This is a genomic window from Mesorhizobium sp. M1088 (genome assembly GCF_040318575.1).
Classification (GTDB): domain Bacteria; phylum Pseudomonadota; class Alphaproteobacteria; order Rhizobiales; family Rhizobiaceae; genus Mesorhizobium.
Window position 1 is genome coordinate 187,792 of the sequence record NZ_JAMYMO010000003.1, and the last position, 16,432, is coordinate 204,223.

Annotated in this window: 13 protein-coding genes and 1 tRNA gene; 7 read left to right on the top strand and 7 right to left on the bottom strand. The window is 62.5% G+C overall.

Features of this window, described 5'->3' with window-relative positions; genetic code table 11:
• Positions 1 to 471 carry a phosphoribosyl-AMP cyclohydrolase gene (hisI, locus tag NKH49_RS05555; protein ID WP_352925375.1) on the top strand — a complete coding sequence of 157 codons (471 nt, stop codon included), beginning with the start codon at positions 1 to 3 and terminating at the stop codon, positions 469 to 471.
• Positions 472 to 555: 84 nt separating this feature from the next.
• Positions 556 to 1,527: a patatin family protein gene (locus NKH49_RS05560; protein WP_023678882.1), complete on the top strand. Its 972-nt coding sequence runs from the start codon at positions 556 to 558 to the stop codon at positions 1,525 to 1,527.
• Between the two features lie 19 nt (positions 1,528 to 1,546).
• On the opposite strand, the gene recJ is transcribed toward NKH49_RS05560, so the two are convergent.
• The 5 genes from recJ to NKH49_RS05585 all read right to left on the bottom strand — a co-directional run bounded on the left by recJ (position 1,547) and on the right by NKH49_RS05585 (position 7,517).
• Complete coding sequence (gene recJ / locus NKH49_RS05565; protein WP_352925377.1) at positions 1,547 to 3,331, bottom strand: single-stranded-DNA-specific exonuclease RecJ; 1,785 nt, start codon at positions 3,329 to 3,331, stop codon at positions 1,547 to 1,549.
• Positions 3,332 to 3,391: 60 nt separating this feature from the next.
• Positions 3,392 to 4,375: a class II fructose-bisphosphatase gene (gene glpX / locus NKH49_RS05570; protein WP_352614043.1), complete on the bottom strand. Its 984-nt coding sequence runs from the start codon at positions 4,373 to 4,375 to the stop codon at positions 3,392 to 3,394.
• Between the two features lie 143 nt (positions 4,376 to 4,518).
• Positions 4,519 to 5,832 carry a homoserine dehydrogenase gene (locus NKH49_RS05575; RefSeq protein WP_352500850.1) on the bottom strand — a complete coding sequence of 438 codons (1,314 nt, stop codon included), beginning with the start codon at positions 5,830 to 5,832 and terminating at the stop codon, positions 4,519 to 4,521.
• Positions 5,833 to 5,872: 40 nt separating this feature from the next.
• On the bottom strand, positions 5,873 to 7,090 hold the full coding sequence (locus NKH49_RS05580; RefSeq protein ID WP_023678886.1) for an LL-diaminopimelate aminotransferase: 1,218 nt from the start codon (positions 7,088 to 7,090) through the stop codon (positions 5,873 to 5,875).
• 40 nt (positions 7,091 to 7,130) lie between these two features.
• Complete coding sequence (locus tag NKH49_RS05585; protein ID WP_352614042.1) at positions 7,131 to 7,517, bottom strand: hypothetical protein; 387 nt, start codon at positions 7,515 to 7,517, stop codon at positions 7,131 to 7,133.
• A gap of 97 nt (positions 7,518 to 7,614) precedes the next feature.
• On the opposite strand from NKH49_RS05585, the gene phaC reads away from it, so the two are divergent.
• The 3 genes from phaC (at position 7,615) to NKH49_RS05600 (ending at position 11,140) form a co-directional block, all read left to right on the top strand.
• The gene (phaC, locus tag NKH49_RS05590; protein ID WP_352925380.1) at positions 7,615 to 9,450 is read left to right on the top strand and encodes a class I poly(R)-hydroxyalkanoic acid synthase; all 1,836 of its coding nucleotides are present in this window, start codon (positions 7,615 to 7,617) and stop codon (positions 9,448 to 9,450) included.
• 327 nt (positions 9,451 to 9,777) lie between these two features.
• Positions 9,778 to 10,896 (top strand): YcbK family protein, encoded by a 1,119-nt coding sequence (locus NKH49_RS05595; protein ID WP_352925593.1) that lies wholly within the window; start codon positions 9,778 to 9,780, stop codon positions 10,894 to 10,896.
• Positions 10,897 to 11,065: 169 nt separating this feature from the next.
• Positions 11,066 to 11,140 (top strand) — tRNA-Glu (locus NKH49_RS05600).
• Between the two features lie 124 nt (positions 11,141 to 11,264).
• Here NKH49_RS05600 and NKH49_RS05605 read toward each other — a convergent pair.
• Positions 11,265 to 11,561 (bottom strand): DUF982 domain-containing protein, encoded by a 297-nt coding sequence (locus tag NKH49_RS05605; protein WP_023678889.1) that lies wholly within the window; start codon positions 11,559 to 11,561, stop codon positions 11,265 to 11,267.
• Positions 11,562 to 11,858: 297 nt separating this feature from the next.
• Here NKH49_RS05605 and map point away from each other — a divergent pair, with 297 nt between their 5' ends.
• Together map and radC are read left to right on the top strand one after the other, a co-directional pair.
• The gene (gene map / locus NKH49_RS05610) at positions 11,859 to 12,686 is read left to right on the top strand and encodes a type I methionyl aminopeptidase (RefSeq protein ID WP_352925382.1); all 828 of its coding nucleotides are present in this window, start codon (positions 11,859 to 11,861) and stop codon (positions 12,684 to 12,686) included.
• A gap of 52 nt (positions 12,687 to 12,738) precedes the next feature.
• Positions 12,739 to 13,485: a RadC family protein gene (gene radC / locus NKH49_RS05615; protein ID WP_352925384.1), complete on the top strand. Its 747-nt coding sequence runs from the start codon at positions 12,739 to 12,741 to the stop codon at positions 13,483 to 13,485.
• Between the two features lie 88 nt (positions 13,486 to 13,573).
• On the opposite strand, the gene NKH49_RS05620 is transcribed toward radC, so the two are convergent.
• Positions 13,574 to 16,153, bottom strand: coding sequence for a bifunctional diguanylate cyclase/phosphodiesterase (locus tag NKH49_RS05620; protein ID WP_352766965.1), 2,580 nt, complete (start codon positions 16,151 to 16,153; stop codon positions 13,574 to 13,576).
• Between the last annotated feature and the right edge of the window lie 279 nt (positions 16,154 to 16,432).

Genomic DNA, 16,432 nt, shown 5'->3' on the forward strand with positions numbered 1-16,432 from the left:
ATGTCGGCATTGGAATTCCCGAAAGCTCCAACAGACAAGAAGGCACTCGAGGAAGGCGCGGTCCTTTCACCGCGCTTCGATGCTGCCGGCCTCGTCACTGTCGTGGTCACCGATGCCGAAGACGGCATGCTGCTGATGGTCGCGCATATGAATGCCGAGGCGCTGGCGCTGACGCTCGAGACCGGCATCGCGCACTACTGGTCGCGTTCGCGCAACGCGCTGTGGAAGAAGGGCGAAACCTCGGGCAATGTCCAGCAGGTCGTCGAGATGCTCACGGATTGTGACCAGGACGCGATATGGTTGCGCGTCAAAGTGCTGGGTCACGAAGCAACTTGTCACACCGGCCGACGTTCATGCTTTTATCGGACGGTGGGGCTGAGCGATGGCAAAGGGACGCTTGCCAGCGACGGCAGCAAGCCGCTGTTCGATGCGGAAAAAACCTATCGAAAGCCCAATACACCATCAATATGAACCATTCGCAGCACTTCAGCCACGTATATTCATGATTTCGATACGGCCCGCCTGTAGGATGACCGTGGGACAAGGGAGATTGTGATGCTCGACTGGGCGTCATTGCGCAACAGACCTGACGTTCGGGAGGCCAATGGCCTCTCCTCGGCCGCGGGCGCATCCGAAACCAAATCTCCGGGCAAAACCGGGATTTCGCTGGCATTGGGTGGCGGCTGTGCGCGCGGCTGGGCGCATATCGGCGTGCTGCGCGCGCTTGATGAAGCCGGCATCGAAGTGTCGATGATCGCCGGCACCTCGATCGGCGCGCTGGTCGGCGGCTGCTATGTTGCCGGCAAGCTCGACGAGTTGGAAGAATTCGCGCGCAGCCTGACCAGGCGGCGCATTTTTGGCCTTCTCGACCTCAATCTACGCGGCAGCGGCCTGTTCGGTGGCATGAAGCTCGATGCGCGGCTGCGCGAGCACATAGCCGGCATCCGCTTCGAGGACCTGCCAAAACCATTCGTCTGCGTCGCTTCGGAAATCCGCACCGGCCATGAGATCTGGCTGTCGAGCGGCTCGTTGAGCACCGCAATGCGCGCCTCCTACGCGCTGCCCGGCGTGTTCGAGCCGGTCGCCTGCAATGGGCGTGTGCTGGTTGACGGCGCACTGGTCAATCCGGTGCCGGTCTCGGTCTGCCGTGCCTACGAGCAGCCGCTCGTAGTTGCGGTGAACCTTCACTACGATCTGTTCGGCCGCGCCGCCGTGATCAAGCACAATGCCGGCGAGCTGGTCATCGAGAAAGACGCGCCGAGGGCCGGCCACGCCGATCCCGAACGCCAGTCGCGCGAGACGCGGCTCGGCATTACCGGCGTCATGGTCGAGGCCTTTAACATCATCCAGGACCGCATTTCGCGCGCCAGGCTGGCCGGCGACCCGCCGGACATATCGCTGCAGCCGAAGCTCAGCCATATCGGCCTGACCGAATTCCACCGCGCAGACGAAGCGATCCGTATCGGCTACCAGGCAACGATGGCGCAGATCGGCGACCTGACCCGGCTGCAGACCGTCCTCGCTTAGGCAGGGCGGCAGCGAGCTCTCAGGCAAGCGCCGCGTCGATGATGCGGAACTGCACCGTGCGGTTGCCGTTCCAGTGATTGCCCGACAGCGAGCCGGCGACGTGCACCGGTTTGCCCCTGTTCTTGAACAGGAATTCGCCGAGCGCAGTATCGACGGCGCGAAAGGCGATCGCCTGGATGCGGCCGCCACTTTCCGACTGCAGGTCGGCGCGGATGTGGTTGCTGCCGACCGCCCGCGCATCAACAAGCCGGTGACGCGGCAGCGCGAACACCGGCGCGACATGCCCAGCGCCGAACGGCCCTGCCCTCTCTAGTGCATCGAGCAGCCCAAGCGTCGCGCCCTCGGCCGCTAGCGCACCGTCGATCGCCAGGCTCTCCTCGCCTTGCAGCCGGAATACATCCACCGCCGCGCGTTCTTCGAAGAAAGCCCTGAGTTCGCCGAGCTTCGCCCGCTCGACAGTGATGCCGGCCGCCATTCCGTGGCCGCCGCCCTTGACGATCAGCCCGGCATCGGCGGCCTCGCGCACCAGCCGGCCGAGGTCGAAGCCCGACACCGAACGGCCTGACCCCGTACCGACACCATTGGCGTTGAAGGCGATGGCAAAGGCCGGCCGTCTTGCATGGTCCTTGAGCCGCGAGGCAAGCAGGCCGACAATGCCAGGATGCCAGTTGCTGCTGGCTGTGACCACGATGGCCGGACCATTGCCGCCGGCAAGCTCGGCGTCGGCCTCTGAGCGCGCGGCGGCCAGCATCTCCTGCTCCATCGACTGCCGCTCCTGGTTGAGCCGGTCCAGCGTCTCGGCGATGGTGCGGGCCTCGACCGGGTCGTCGGTGGCAAGCAGGCGGCTGCCAAGTGCTGCGTCGCCGATGCGCCCGCCGGCGTTGATGCGCGGACCGATCAGAAAGGCCAGATGGAACGTGCTGATCGGCTCGCCTATACGCGAGACCCGCGCCAGTGCCGCCAGCCCTTCGTTTCTCTGCTGCCGCGCCACCTGCAGCCCCTTGATAACGAAGGCGCGGTTGATGCCGGTGAGCGGCACCACGTCGCAGACGGTGCCAAGCGCCACCAGATCGAGCAGGCCAAGCAGGTCCGGCGGTGCGGCATCCGGCAGGCGGCCGCGCAGAATCTTCGCGGTCTGCACCAGGCAAAGGAAGACGACACCGGCGGCACAAAGATGACCTTGGCCGGAAAGGTCGTCCTCGCGATTGGGGTTGACGACCGCAGCCGCCGCCGGCAACGGCCCGCCGACCTGATGGTGATCGAGCACCACGACGTCGGCGCCGGCGGCCTTCGCCGCGTCGATGGAAGCAGCACTATTGGTGCCGCAATCGACGGTGACGATCAGCGTCGCGCCGCGCGAAACGAGTTCGCGCATCGCTTCCGGATTGGGGCCGTAACCCTCGAAGATGCGGTCCGGTATGTAGATCTCCGACGGCACCGAGAAATGTGCGAGAAAGCGCTTGAGCAGCGCCGATGAGGCGGCGCCGTCGACATCGTAGTCGCCAAAGATCGCCACCTTTTCCTTGGCCATCACCGCCTGGGCGATGCGAGACGCGGCCTTGTCCATGTCGGTCAGCGATGCCGGGTCGGGCAGCAGGTTGCGGATGGTCGGATCCAGAAACCGCTCGGTCTGATCGGCGGTGACGCCGCGCCCGGCCAGCACGCGCGCCACGATGTCGGGCACGCCATAACCTTGCGCGATGGCGAGCGCGGCCATGTCCTGGCGCTCGGTCAGCCGGTGTTCCCAGGAAACGCCGGTGGCCGATTGCCTGACATCGAGGAAAAAGCGTCTTTCCCCCGTCACGTGACGCGCCGTCTGCAATTTGTCATTGCGCACAATATGCAACGGCTAACTGAGTCGAAATCAAAACTTTTCCAGATCCTGGTGCCTGGCCTTGATCTCGCGCACGGTTCGCGATGACGAGCGCAGCACGATCGTATGCGTGGTGATGAAATTGCGGCCGAACTTGACGCCGGCCAGCATATTGCCGTCGGTGACGCCGGTCGCGGCAAACAGCACGTCGCCGCGTGCCATGTCTTGCGTATGGTAGATCCGTTTAGGGTCGGAAATGCCCATCTTGGCGGCGCGCGCCAGCTTTTCCGGCGTATCGAGGATCAACTTGCCCTGCATCTGGCCACCGGTGCAGCGCAAGGCGGCAGCTGCGAGCACGCCTTCCGGCGCGCCGCCGGTGCCGAGATAGATGTCGATGCCGGTCTCGTCCGGGTCGGTGGTATGGATGACCCCGGCGACATCACCGTCGCCGATCAGACGGATCGCGGCGCCGGTCGCCCGCACGGCTTCGATCAAGGCGCCATGGCGCGGCCGGTCGAGGATGCAGGCGGTGATCTCCGCCACCGGCACGCCCTTGGCCCTGGCGAGGCTGGCGATGTTTTCGGCCGGCGAGGCATCGATGTCGATGATGCCGTCGGCATAACCCGGACCGATCGCGATCTTGTCCATATAGACGTCCGGCGCGAACAAAAGGCTGCCTTTTTCGGCAATGGCGATAACGGCCAGTGCGTTGGGCAGGTTCTTGGCGCAGATCGTCGTGCCTTCGAGCGGATCAAGCGCGATGTCGACAGCCGGGCCTTGGCCGGTACCGACCTCTTCGCCGATATAAAGCATCGGCGCCTCGTCGCGCTCGCCTTCGCCGATCACCACCGTGCCGTTGATGGCAAGACGGTTGAGCTCCTGCCGCATGGCATCGACCGCGACCTGGTCGGCGGCTTTCTCGTCGCCGCGTCCGCGCAATCTGGCGGCCGCGACCGCGGCGCGTTCGGTGACGCGCACCAATTCCATGGTCAGTATCCTGTCGAGGCCGGCGACAATGTTCTGGGCCACATTCATCGATGGACAATCCTCGTTGGCAGTTTAGCCTCCCGCCAGAGACGCGCTTCTTGTGTCAAAGCCCCGTGACAACAGCAAGACCTGCGTTGGACCTTTTTGAAAGCGCAGCAATATCAATCGATTAAACGCAAAATGTGAGACTGCTATCCGGCCCGCTCGATGCGGATGACTTGCGGCTTGTCGGTCAGAAGGCTGTCCCTGGTGATGCCGTCGACGGCCTTGCGCACCGCCGCCTCGGTCGTCTCGTGGGTCACCAGGATGACCGTCTTCTGTGCCTCGGTTTCCGGCCCGGCGGCATGCTGGACGATCGATTCCAGCGAAATGTCGTTGTCGGCCATGCGCTTGGCTATTGCCGCGAAGACGCCGAGGCGGTCGTGCACGGTCAGCCGGATGAAATAGCCGCCGGCATGGCTGCGCATCTGCGCTTTCTTGTAAGGCTTCAATTCCTTCGCCGGCCGGCCGAAGACCGGACCATGCTGGAAGCCAGGCCGGCTCTTGGCGATGTCGGCAATGTCGCCGATCACCGCCGACGCGGTGGCGTTGCCGCCGGCGCCAGGGCCGGAAAGCAGCAATTCGCCGAGGATGTCGGTTTCTATCGCCACCGCGTTGGTGACGCCGTGCACCTGCGCGATGACCGAGGCCGTCGGCACCATGGTCGGGTGCACGCGCTGCTCGATGCCGCTTTCGGTGCGTTGGGCGACGCCAAGCAGCTTGATCCGGTAGCCGAGATCGCCGGCCGCGCGGATGTCGGCCTGGCTGATGTTGGAGATGCCTTCCATGTAGATATCGTTGGCGGCGATCCTCGTGCCGAAGGCAAGGCTGGTCAGGATCGACAGCTTGTGCGCGGTGTCGTGACCCTCGATGTCGAAGGTCGGGTCGGCTTCGGCATAGCCCAGCCGTTGCGCATCCTTCAGGCAGGCATCAAAGGACAGGCCCTCGGCTTCCATGCGCGTCAAAATATAATTGCAGGTACCGTTGAGGATGCCGAAAACGCGGGTCACCGAATTGCCGGCCATCGCCTCGCGCATCGTCTTGATGACCGGAATGCCGCCGGCCACCGCCGCCTCGTAATTGAGCAGCACGCCTTTCCTCTCGGCGATCTCGGCCAATGCCACCCCGTGCTTGGCAAGCAGTGCCTTGTTGGCGGTGACGACGTGGCGGCCGGCCTCGAGCGCCGCTTTGACGGACGAGCGTGACGGGCCTTCGTCGCCGCCGATCAGCTCGACGAAGACATCGATCTCGGCGGTCTGCGCCATCTTGACGGCATCGTCGAACCACTGTGCTGTGCCAAGATCAACGCCGCGGTCGCGTTTGGGATCGCGGGCCGAAACCGCCGACACGACGATGTCGCGTCCGCACTGTCGCGTCAGTTCAGCCGCCTTGTCGCGCAGCACGCGGGCCACCGACGCACCGACGGTGCCGAGCCCGGCAATTCCAACACGCAACGCTTCAGCCATGTCCGGCGACGCCCCATTCAGTCGGTCGATGTGTAGAAAATCAGCGATGCGCGGCGAGCGGTACGACGTTATTCGGCTGCTTGGCGCTGGATGCGAGGAAGCGCTTGATGTTGCGCGCCGCTTGCCGGATCCGGTGCTCGTTTTCGACCAGCGCGATGCGCACGTGATCGTCGCCATGCTCGCCGAAGCCGACGCCCGGCGCCACCGCGACGTCGGCGTGCTCGATCAGGAGCTTGGAGAATTCAAGCGAGCCAAGGTGCTTGAACGGCTCCGGGATCGGCGCCCAGGCGAACATCGATGCCGCCGGTGCGGGAATGGTCCAGCCGGCGCGGCTGAAAGCGTCGACCATGACATCGCGGCGTTTGCGGTAGACGTCGCGCACTTCGGCGATGTCGGCGCCATCGCCGTTGAGTGCATGCGCCGCCGCCACCTGGATCGGCGTGAAGGCGCCGTAGTCGAGATAGGATTTCACTCGCGTCAGCGCCGAGATCAGCCGTTCATTGCCGACCGCAAAACCCATGCGCCAGCCCGGCATCGAAAAGGTCTTCGACATCGAGGTGAACTCGACGGCGACGTCTATGGCGCCCGGCACCTGCAGCACCGAAGGCGGCGGATTGCCGTCGAAATAGATCTCCGAATAGGCAAGATCCGACAGGATGATGATGTCGTTCTTCCTCGCGAAGGCCACCACCTCCTTGTAGAAATCGAGCGAAGCGACCAGTGCCGTCGGATTGGACGGATAATTGAGGATCAGTGCCAGCGGCTTCGGGATCGAATGGCGGATGCCGCGCTCCAGGGCCGGGATGAAGCCGTCGTCCGGCTCGACCTGCAGCGAGCGGATGACGCCGCCCGACATGATGAAGCCGAACGCATGGATCGGATAGGTCGGATTAGGGCAAAGGATCACGTCGCCGGGGGCGGTGATCGCCTGCGCCATATTGGCGAAGCCCTCCTTCGAGCCGAGCGTCGCCACCACCTGGCTGTCCGGGTCGAGCTTCACACCGAAGCGGCGGGCATAGTAGTTGGCCTGGGCACGACGCAGGCCCGGAATGCCGCGCGACGACGAATAGCGGTGCGTGCGCGGATCGCGTACCACCTCGCAGAGTTTGTCGACGATGGCCTTGGGCGTCGGCAGGTCCGGATTGCCCATGCCAAGGTCGATGATGTCGGCGCCGCGCGAGCGCGCGCTGGCCTTCAGCCGGTTGACCTGTTCGAAGACATAGGGCGGAAGCCGGCGGACCTTGTGAAATTCTTCCATGGCAGTTCCAGACAGTGAGGTTGCGGTCGCGCGTATAAGCCTATTTGCAACTAGGGTCGAGAGCGGGGTCGCATTTGCCTTCGATCTGCTTCAGCGCCTCGGCGCCGTGTTTTTTTGCCAGCTGGTCCAGCGCTGCCTGGTCCGCAACCTTGACGCCGCCGCCCTTGGCGGCCTGGCTCTGCTCCTCGGCCTTCAGTTGGGCGAGCTTGGCGTTCTTTTCCTCGTCGGTGAATTGCTCGGCCGCCACCTGCGGCCGGATGTTCAGGTTCGGATAGGAACCGGTGTCCTTCGCGCCGACAAGGCCGGTGGCGGGCGCCGCACCTTCCATGTTGCTGCTCGTGCAACCGGCCATCGCCAACATGACGAGCGCCATGCGGCAAAAACGACCAGTGCCGGAAAAAACGTTCTTGCCAATATTAATCGTCATGTTGTTTTCCTGGCGGCCGGGTTAGAGCACATTGGACCCTGTTCGGTATCCCATGGTAATATGTCAACAAAACGCTTCGGGAGGAACCCCGCGAACCATGTCCAAAACACCCGATTCGGGCAAAGCGGAAGATGACCAACCTTCGACCGTCGAGCAATATCTGGTGAAGGACCCGGAACGCTTCGCGCTGAACATGGCTCGCATGATCGAGCAGGCCGGCAAGGCCGCCTCGGCATGGGCCGAGCCGCGGGAAAAAGGCGAGGTGCGCGATCACGTCGCTGAGCCGGTCGTCGACATGGTGAAGACGTTCTCCAAGCTCACCGAGTACTGGCTCTCCGACCCGCAGCGCGCGCTGGAGGCGCAAACGCGGCTGTTTTCCGGCTACATGACCGTCTGGGCCAACGCCGTCCAGCGCATCGGCGCCGGCGCCGAGGACGCCGAGGACGCGGTCAAGCCCGAGCGCGGTGACAAGCGTTTCCAGGACCCGGAATGGGGCCGCAACGCCTTCTTCGATTTCCTCAAACAGGCGTATCTGGTCACCTCGCGCTGGGCGGCCGAACTGGTCGAGCACGCCGACGGCCTGGACGAGCACACCCGCCACAAGGCCGGCTTTTATGTCAAGCAGGTGTCCAATGCCATCTCGCCGTCGAATTTCATCCTGACCAATCCGGAATTGTTTCGCGAGACTGTCGCCTCCAACGGCGAAAACCTGGTGCGCGGCATGAAGATGCTGGCCGAGGACATTGCCGCCGGCAAGGGCGACCTGAAGCTGCGGCAGGCCGATTATTCGCTTTTCGAGATCGGTAAGAATCTCGCCACCACTCCCGGCAAGGTGGTCGGCCGCAGCGACGTCGCCGAAATCCTGCAATACGAACCGACTACCGACACCGTGCTCAAGCGGCCGCTGCTGATCTGCCCGCCATGGATCAACAAATACTACATCCTCGACCTCAACCCGCAAAAATCCTTCATTCGCTGGGCAGTCGAGCAAGGCCACACCGTCTTTGTCATCTCCTGGATCAACCCGGACGAGCGGCACGGCGCCAAGAGCTGGGAGGCCTATATCAGGGAGGGCCTGCAATACGGCCTCGACACGATCGAGAAGGCCACCGGCGAAAGGCAAGTCAACGCCATCGGTTATTGCGTCGGCGGCACGCTTCTGGCGGCGGCCCTGGCACTGATGGCGCAGGAAGGCGACAACCGCATCAAATCCGCCACCTTCTTCACCACCCAGGTCGATTTCACCTATGCCGGCGATCTAAAAGTGTTCGTCGACGAGGAGCAGGTCGCGGCCGTCGAAAAGGCGATGAACGAGAAAGGCTATCTCGACGGCACCAAGATGGCGACCGCCTTCAACATGCTGCGCTCGGGCGACCTGATCTGGCCCTATGTCGTCAACAACTACATGCGCGGCAAGGATCCCCTGCCTTTCGACCTGCTGTACTGGAATTCCGATTCGACCCGCATGGGCGCTGCCAACCATTCCTTCTATTTGCGCAATTGCTATCTCGAGAACAGGCTTTCGCAAGGCATGATGGAACTGGCGGGCCGCACGGTTTCGCTGAAGGACGTTACCATTCCGGTCTACAACCTCGCCTCTAAGGAGGACCATATCGCGCCGGCGCTTTCGGTCTTCCTCGGCTCGAAATATTTCGGCGGCGAGGTCGATTACGTCATGGCCGGCTCCGGCCACATCGCCGGGGTCGTCAATCCGCCGGTGGCGCAGAAATATCACTACTGGACCGGCGGCAAGCCGGCCGGCGACTTCGACCAGTGGCTCGCCGGGGCCACCGACCATCCCGGTTCCTGGTGGCCGCACTGGCAACGCTGGATCGAAGCCAAGGACAATACCCGCGTACCGGCCCGCAAACCGGGCGAGCATATGCAAGTTCTAGGCGAAGCCCCCGGCACCTATGTCAAGGTGCGCGTGTAACCATCTGTAATGTGTGGTGAGTTGACGCGCCGCCAAAAGCGGGCGAAATGGTGCCGTCAACCCTGAGCAGCCTTGATTCATCCTCTAGCCGCCAAATTACTTTGAGGCTTGCAGATTTGACACAGGTCTCGTTTCCGGTTCGGGGAACAAGGGTCATTTCGACGAGACGTTTCGACGCCGCGCCAATGACGAACCGGTCGGATATCGAGGGGGAATTTTGTTTTGAGATCAGCAGGATCGCGCCTCGCGAAGGGAGAAAGCCGCGCCATTGTGGCGGCGCTTTTCTCGGTGCTCCTGGCGTCCTGCACCTCGGCCGGCGACCCGACCATGTCGGTCGGCATGCCAGGCTACAATACCTCGGCTACCGAAATCAGCACGGCCGCCGGTGCGCCCCAGGCCAGCACGGCCGCATCATCGTCGCAGATGACAAGCGCACAAATGACGATGAATGCCGACGGCGACGCCAACCTTCCCGAGCAGGTCGCCTATGTGCCGGTGGCCAAGCCAGGGGCCAAGCTCGACGCTGGATTCCCGATCGCCGTCCCCACGGCAGCCGAGACGATCGCGGGACACACGCCGCAACCGCTGCAACCAAACGCCCAGACAGCCGAACAGGCCGTGGCGCAGAACAGTGCTGATGCATCGAAGCCCGACGCCAAGGCCGCCGCACCGGCGATGACCAACCCGGTTTATGTGACCGCCGGCGAGATGCCGCAGCCACAGGCCTACGCACCGAAGAAAAACTTCCTGGCCTCACTGTTCAGCGCCACGCCTGCTTCGGCGGCACCTTCTTCGCCGGCCAACAGCAGAGCGGGCGGGCAGCCAACGGTCATGCAGGCCAAGGCGACGCCTGCGGCAACACCTACCGTCACCCTGGCCTCGGCCAATCCGGCTGAAAAGCCGGTGCAGCTGGTGTCGACGGGCGATACCAGTCACTTCACGGCCGATGCGCTGCCCGGCGTGCGACAGACGGCGCTGTTCGAGATCAAGCGCAAATCCGGCCTCGACGATGAGAGTGACGTCGATCTCAACGAAGACGAAGGTTCGGGTGGCGCCTACCAGGTCGCCTCCGCCGCCGGCCTTGCCCGGCTGGCGCCCAACGGCCTCCTGAAACAGAACGAAAGCGTCGATGTCGCCTGCTTGAAGCCGTCGCTGGTTCGCGTGCTGAAGACGATCGAAGGCCACTACGGCCGCAAGATGACGGTCACCTCCGGCTATCGCGATCCGGCCCGCAACCGCCGCGCCAACGGCGCCAAGAATTCGCTGCATATGTACTGCGCCGCCGCCGACATCCAGGTTCCCGGCGTCTCGAAGTGGGAACTGGCGAGCTACATCCGCACCATGCCGGGCCGCGGCGGCGTCGGCACCTACTGCCACACCGAATCCGTCCATGTCGATGTCGGCCCCGAGCGCGACTGGAACTGGCGCTGCCGCAGGCGCGGCTAGGTTCTTTCCGGCGCCGCGACGCCCCTTCCCCGGCGACGTTGTACTTTGCCGCAACCAGCTTCGCCGGCAAAAACACGCGGTTTGGAGCCAAAGGAAAAAAGTTGTCGCAGCCGGCGGCAGACGGGTTGCCGGTTTGTCGTGACGCAACTATAAGCGCTCACATCTGAGCGCGCCCATCGTCTAGCGGTCAGGACACCGCCCTTTCACGGCGGTAACAGGGGTTCGATTCCCCTTGGGCGTACCAGCATTTCAACTTGGCATATGTCTATCGCCAGCGTGATGCTGCGCCAGCTCTGCTGGACCCGCCACTCTGATAGGGGTGTCGGCAAGAAGAGGCGAAGACGACTGAGGACTTCGTCGAAGGCTGTCTAAGCCCGCAGTCCCCTCGCCTCGCCGCCGCGCTTGCGCGGAACCATCATGTCCCTGGCAAGCAGGCCGCTCACCCGGCAAAAGGCCATGAAGGCCCGCCATGCGTCTTCGGTCTCGACGATGTCCACCGTGGCGCCAAAACAGGCATTGAACGCGGCCTGGTAGGTTGGTCCCTTCCGGCGAACCGGCCATGTTTGCAGGAAATCGAGCGCCTGCTCGACACTGTAGATTTCCTCGACCGGCTGGCCGGGCACAGGCGCGATCCGCACCGGCACCTCGAATTGCAGTCTGTCCATTCGATCTCTCCCGAACTGACACCCCCGCAGCAACGCCGTTCGTCGCAAAAAATTGCCGTGGCGGCTTAATGCTTGGGCCGCTTCTCGCCTAGAAATGTGTCGTCACTACGGTGGTCAATGAACCCAGCGAAGTATGGGCCGCTAGAGGCAAGGAGAATGCCCCCAGGCGTGAATATCGCCGGTCTTCGGCCCGTCGCTGGCAGTTCGTCCTTGAACCTTGCGCTTTCCAGTGCCAAATCTGGGAAGGTTTCTCTCGCCGAGGCTCATCCAGCCCCGCATCCCTGCAAGACGGATAAAATGGTCACCTATCTCGACGCCGCCACGGCACCGCTCAGAAACACCGGCCAGATCCGTCTTTACGACGAGGAAGGTTTTGTCGGCATGCGCAAGGCTTGCGATCTCACCGCGCGCTGCCTCGACGAACTGGCACCGATTGTGGCGCCCGGCGTCACCACCGAAGCGATTGATCGCTTCGTCTTCGAGTTCGGGATGGACCATGGCGCGCTTCCGGCGACGCTCAACTACCGTGGCTACACGAAATCATCCTGCACCTCGATCAACCACGTCGTCTGTCACGGCATACCCGACAACAAGCCGTTGAAGGATGGCGACATCGTCAATATCGACGTCACCTATATCCTCGACGGCTGGCATGGCGACTCCTCGCGCATGTATCCGGTGGGCACGATCAAGCGTGCCGCGGAGCGGCTGCTCGAAGTCACGTATGAGTGCCTGATGCGCGGCATCGCGGCAATCAAGCCGGGCGCCCGAACCGGCGCCATCGGCGCCGCCATCCAGACCTATGCCGAAACCGAGCGTTGCTCGGTGGTGCGCGATTTCTGCGGCCACGGGGTTGGCCGGCTGTTTCATGACGCGCCGAATATCCTGCATTACGGCAGCGCCAGCGAAGGCGTCGAGATGCGGCCGGGCATGATCTTCACCGTCGAGCCGATGATCAATCTCGGCCGGCCGCATGTGAAAGTGCTGTCGGACGGCTGGACCGCGGTGACGCGCGACCGTTCGCTGTCGGCGCAGTACGAGCACACGATCGGCGTCACCGAGACCGGCTGCGAGATCTTCACGCTGTCGCCAAAAAACCTCGACCGCCCCGGCCTGCGGGCCTAGTGTCTGGCAGATCGGGCGTTACCTTGCCCGGCAAATGCTGGGTGGGGCAGCCATGAACGGCAACGACGACGAGCGGGCCTTCTTTCCCGAAAGGCCAGTGCGATCGCCCGCGAAGGCGGTGGCCGCCGACAAGCCGCATTATCTCGGCCATCGCGACCGCCTGCGCGAGCGCTTCGCCGCCGGTGCCAACACCCTCCCCGACTACGAACTGCTCGAGCTTCTGTTGTTTCGGCTGATCCCGCGCGCCGACACCAAGCCGGTCGCCAAGGCATTGCTGGCACGCTTCGGTACATTGGCCGAGGTCCTCGGTGCGTCCGTCGAGCGCCTGCAGGAGGTGAAGGGCATCGGCCCGGCGGTGGCGCTCGACCTCAAGGTGGTTGCGGCATCGGCGCAGCGCATGGCGCGCGGCGAGATCGCCGGCCGCGAGCTGTTGTCGACCTGGACGCAGGTTCTCGAATACTGCCGGTCGGTGATGGCCTTCGAGGAGCGCGAGCAGTTCCGCATCCTGTTCCTCGACAAGAAAAACGCGCTGATCGCCGACGAAGTCCAGCAGGTCGGCACCGTCGACCACACACCGGTCTATCCGCGCGAGGTGGTCAGGCGCGCCTTGGAGCTCTCCGCCACGGCGATCATTCTGGCGCATAACCATCCGTCGGGAGACCCGACGCCGTCGCGCGCCGACATCGAGATGACCAAGCTGATCATCGAGACGGCCAAACCGCTTGGTATTGCCGTTCACGACCACATCATCATCGGCAGGAAAGGCCACTCCAGCATGAAGGGGCTGCTGCTGATCTGAGGTTTGGCGTTGTTTTCAGCTTTGTCCGCTGTACGCCTATGTACCGCAACGTGAAGGCGGTCGGCTCGATAAATTCTGGCGCCGAGGCTCAGCTGGCCGTGCGCAGGCGTCGCGATCGGACAAAGGTCTTAAGTCCCTCGGAATCGAACGCGTGGCCGAAGGCATAACCCTGCAATATGTCGCAGCCCAGGCCCTTAAGTAGCCGTGCATGCTGCATCGTCTCGACGCCTTCCGCCACGACCTCGATACCCAGCGACTTGCCGATTTCAATGATCGACGAGACAACCTGCCTTCTCTGCGGCGATTTGACGATTGGGGTGACCAGCTGCCGATCTATCTTCAGCCGGCGCGGCTGCAACTTCAGCAAACTGACCATCGAAGCGTAACCGGTACCAAAATCGTCTATTTCGATGTCAATCCCCAGTTCTTTTATCTGCTCGATGTTCCACGTGACAAGGTCGTCGTTCTCGTCCAGGAAAATCGACTCAACAAGCTCAAACGAAACTGTTCCCTTCTTGATATTTTGCTCTCGCAGGCTCTTGATGAGCTCCTCATCCTGAAGGCGCCTGGCCGAGACATTGACCGACACCCGCGGAATGTGAAGTTTTGCAGCGGACCACGCTTCGAAATCCGAAAGCGATTGCTTCAATATGGCTTGGTCGATGATCGAGACAACGTTCAGTTCTTCTGCAATCCTCAGGAAGACGTCGGGCGCCAAAATACCCTTTATTGGATGTTTCCACCTCGCCAGCGCCTCAACCCCAACGATTTCGAGCGTCTTTGCGTCAAATTGGGGCTGGTAGAACGGGATGAACTCGTTGCGCTCGAGGCCGCCGAGAATTTCGTCGGCAATCCGCTTGGTATCGACGATTTCGCTTTGCATCGCGTCTGTGAAGAATTCGTATCGATTGCGCCCCCGCCCCTTTGCTCGGTAAAGCGCGATATCGGCGTTCACCAGCAGGTGTTTGGCTTCGACATCTTTTCCGTTGTCGACAGCGATTCCCACGCTGACACCAAAACGGCATCGATGACCCTGATAGTAGACCGGTTCGCGCATCTGGCTGATGACGCGGTCGGCGAGCAGCGCCAGCTGCTTGGTATCGTCGCGCACCACGCACAGAACGATGAATTCGTCTCCCCCGATACGGGCGACGAATCCCTCGTCGCCGACCTTCGACCTGAGCACGGTTGACGCGTGAACCAACATCGCGTCACCGGCGGCGTGGCCCAGCGTATCGTTGATGTGCTTGAACCGATCCAGATCTATGTGAAGCAGTGCCGCGTGCCCGCCTGAGCGCCTGGCGTTTGCCGCGTAATGTTCCAGTACCTGGTCGAGGTAACGCCGGTTGGGCAAGCCGGTCAGCGAATCATGAAGCGCGATGTGCTCTATGCGCGCTTTGGCCGACTCGAGTTCTGCATTTTTCGACTCGGACAGCTGTTTTGCACGAACCAGATCCTTGTTCAGCAGGACGTCGGCAGTCACGTCCCATTCCGCGCCGATCATTTTTGGGGTGTCGTTTGCGACCCGGTAAACGATCGCCTTGGACCGGACATGACGGATCTCGCCATCCTGACGCACAATCCGGTACTCCGACAAATATGGTCGTCCGCTGGCCACCGCCCTGTCGAAGTCCGCGTTGGCGCCAGCCAAATCATCTGGGTGGATTGCTCCCGCCCAGTCTGGATAGCCCCGGTGCTCGCCGGTTGGTTTGCCATATATTTCGTTGACGCGATCATCCCACGTAAGCTCGTTGGTCGCGAGATCGTGTTCCCAAACCCCAATAGCCGAAGCTTCCAGGGCGAGTTCCAAGCGTCGTGACAATCGACGCAATTCCGCATAATTGCGCTGTCTTTCGCCAATCAGGCGGCCTGTGACCAGGAAAGGGAACACAACCAAGGCTCCGGCCGTCGCCATGATAGCGCGCAACAACCATGCGTTGCTTGGCGTCGAAGGCCAGCCATTTTTGGGAATGGCCGCGATTTGCCACGAACCGGACGGGAGCACAACGTCGGCTGTCACCGGATCGCTTTTGCTGATCCGCTCACTACCGTAGAATTGGTCTCCATTTTGGCCGAGAGCGTCCCTGCCGATCAGCGCTATGTCAATCCCGAGATCGTCGTCAAGCAGCCCGCTCGCCCGATAAAGACGCTGCACGTCGACAACGGCGGAAATGATGCCCCAGAACCTTTCCGTATTGCCCGCGCTCCGCACGAAAACCGGAAAGCGGCCGATGAAGCCTTGTCCTCCCTGCTTCAGCTCGACGGGGCCGGCAAGCACCAGCTTGCGTTCGTCTCGCGCCCTTAGCGCAGCCGCACGCTGTCGTTCGTTCTTGCGGTAGTCCAGGCCCATCGCCTGCTCGTTACCCTCCATCGGGTACATCAGGGAAACGACCAGATCGGGCGCGCCGGCAATATTGTTCAATTGCGAGTCGGCGCCAAACAGATTGCTCGCGAGTGAGGCGAAGCGTTGCTGTCCCATATAGGGCTCGGTCACGACCGCGGAGACCAATCCACGCACGAGTTGAAGGTTTCCGTTGATATTGCCTTCGAGCTTGGCGCGGATGAGGTTGACCTTGGTCAGCACGTCCGAACGGACGGCCTGGTCCGAGACGACTTTGTTCTGGTGCTCCGCGAACGCAGCGCTGATAAGTATGACGACAAGCGCGATCGCCGCCGGAATATTTGCCGACGAAAAGACGACCTCCTTGATGCCGCCGAACCTAGCGCGGAAAAAAGCCAATAGGCGATTCCTCAAGTGCCATTTCAGGTTTTCGGGTCGACCCGATGAGGAACATTAGCTTTCAATGTTTAATTTGACCTTCACGCTCCTTAGAGCTTTTGCACTTCCGACCGTTGCTGATGTTGCAGGCCCGAGCGGTTGGAGCCAGCTGCCGACTTCCACTGCCATGGTCCCACTGATTGAGATGCGCTGGCGCCGGCGATCCAG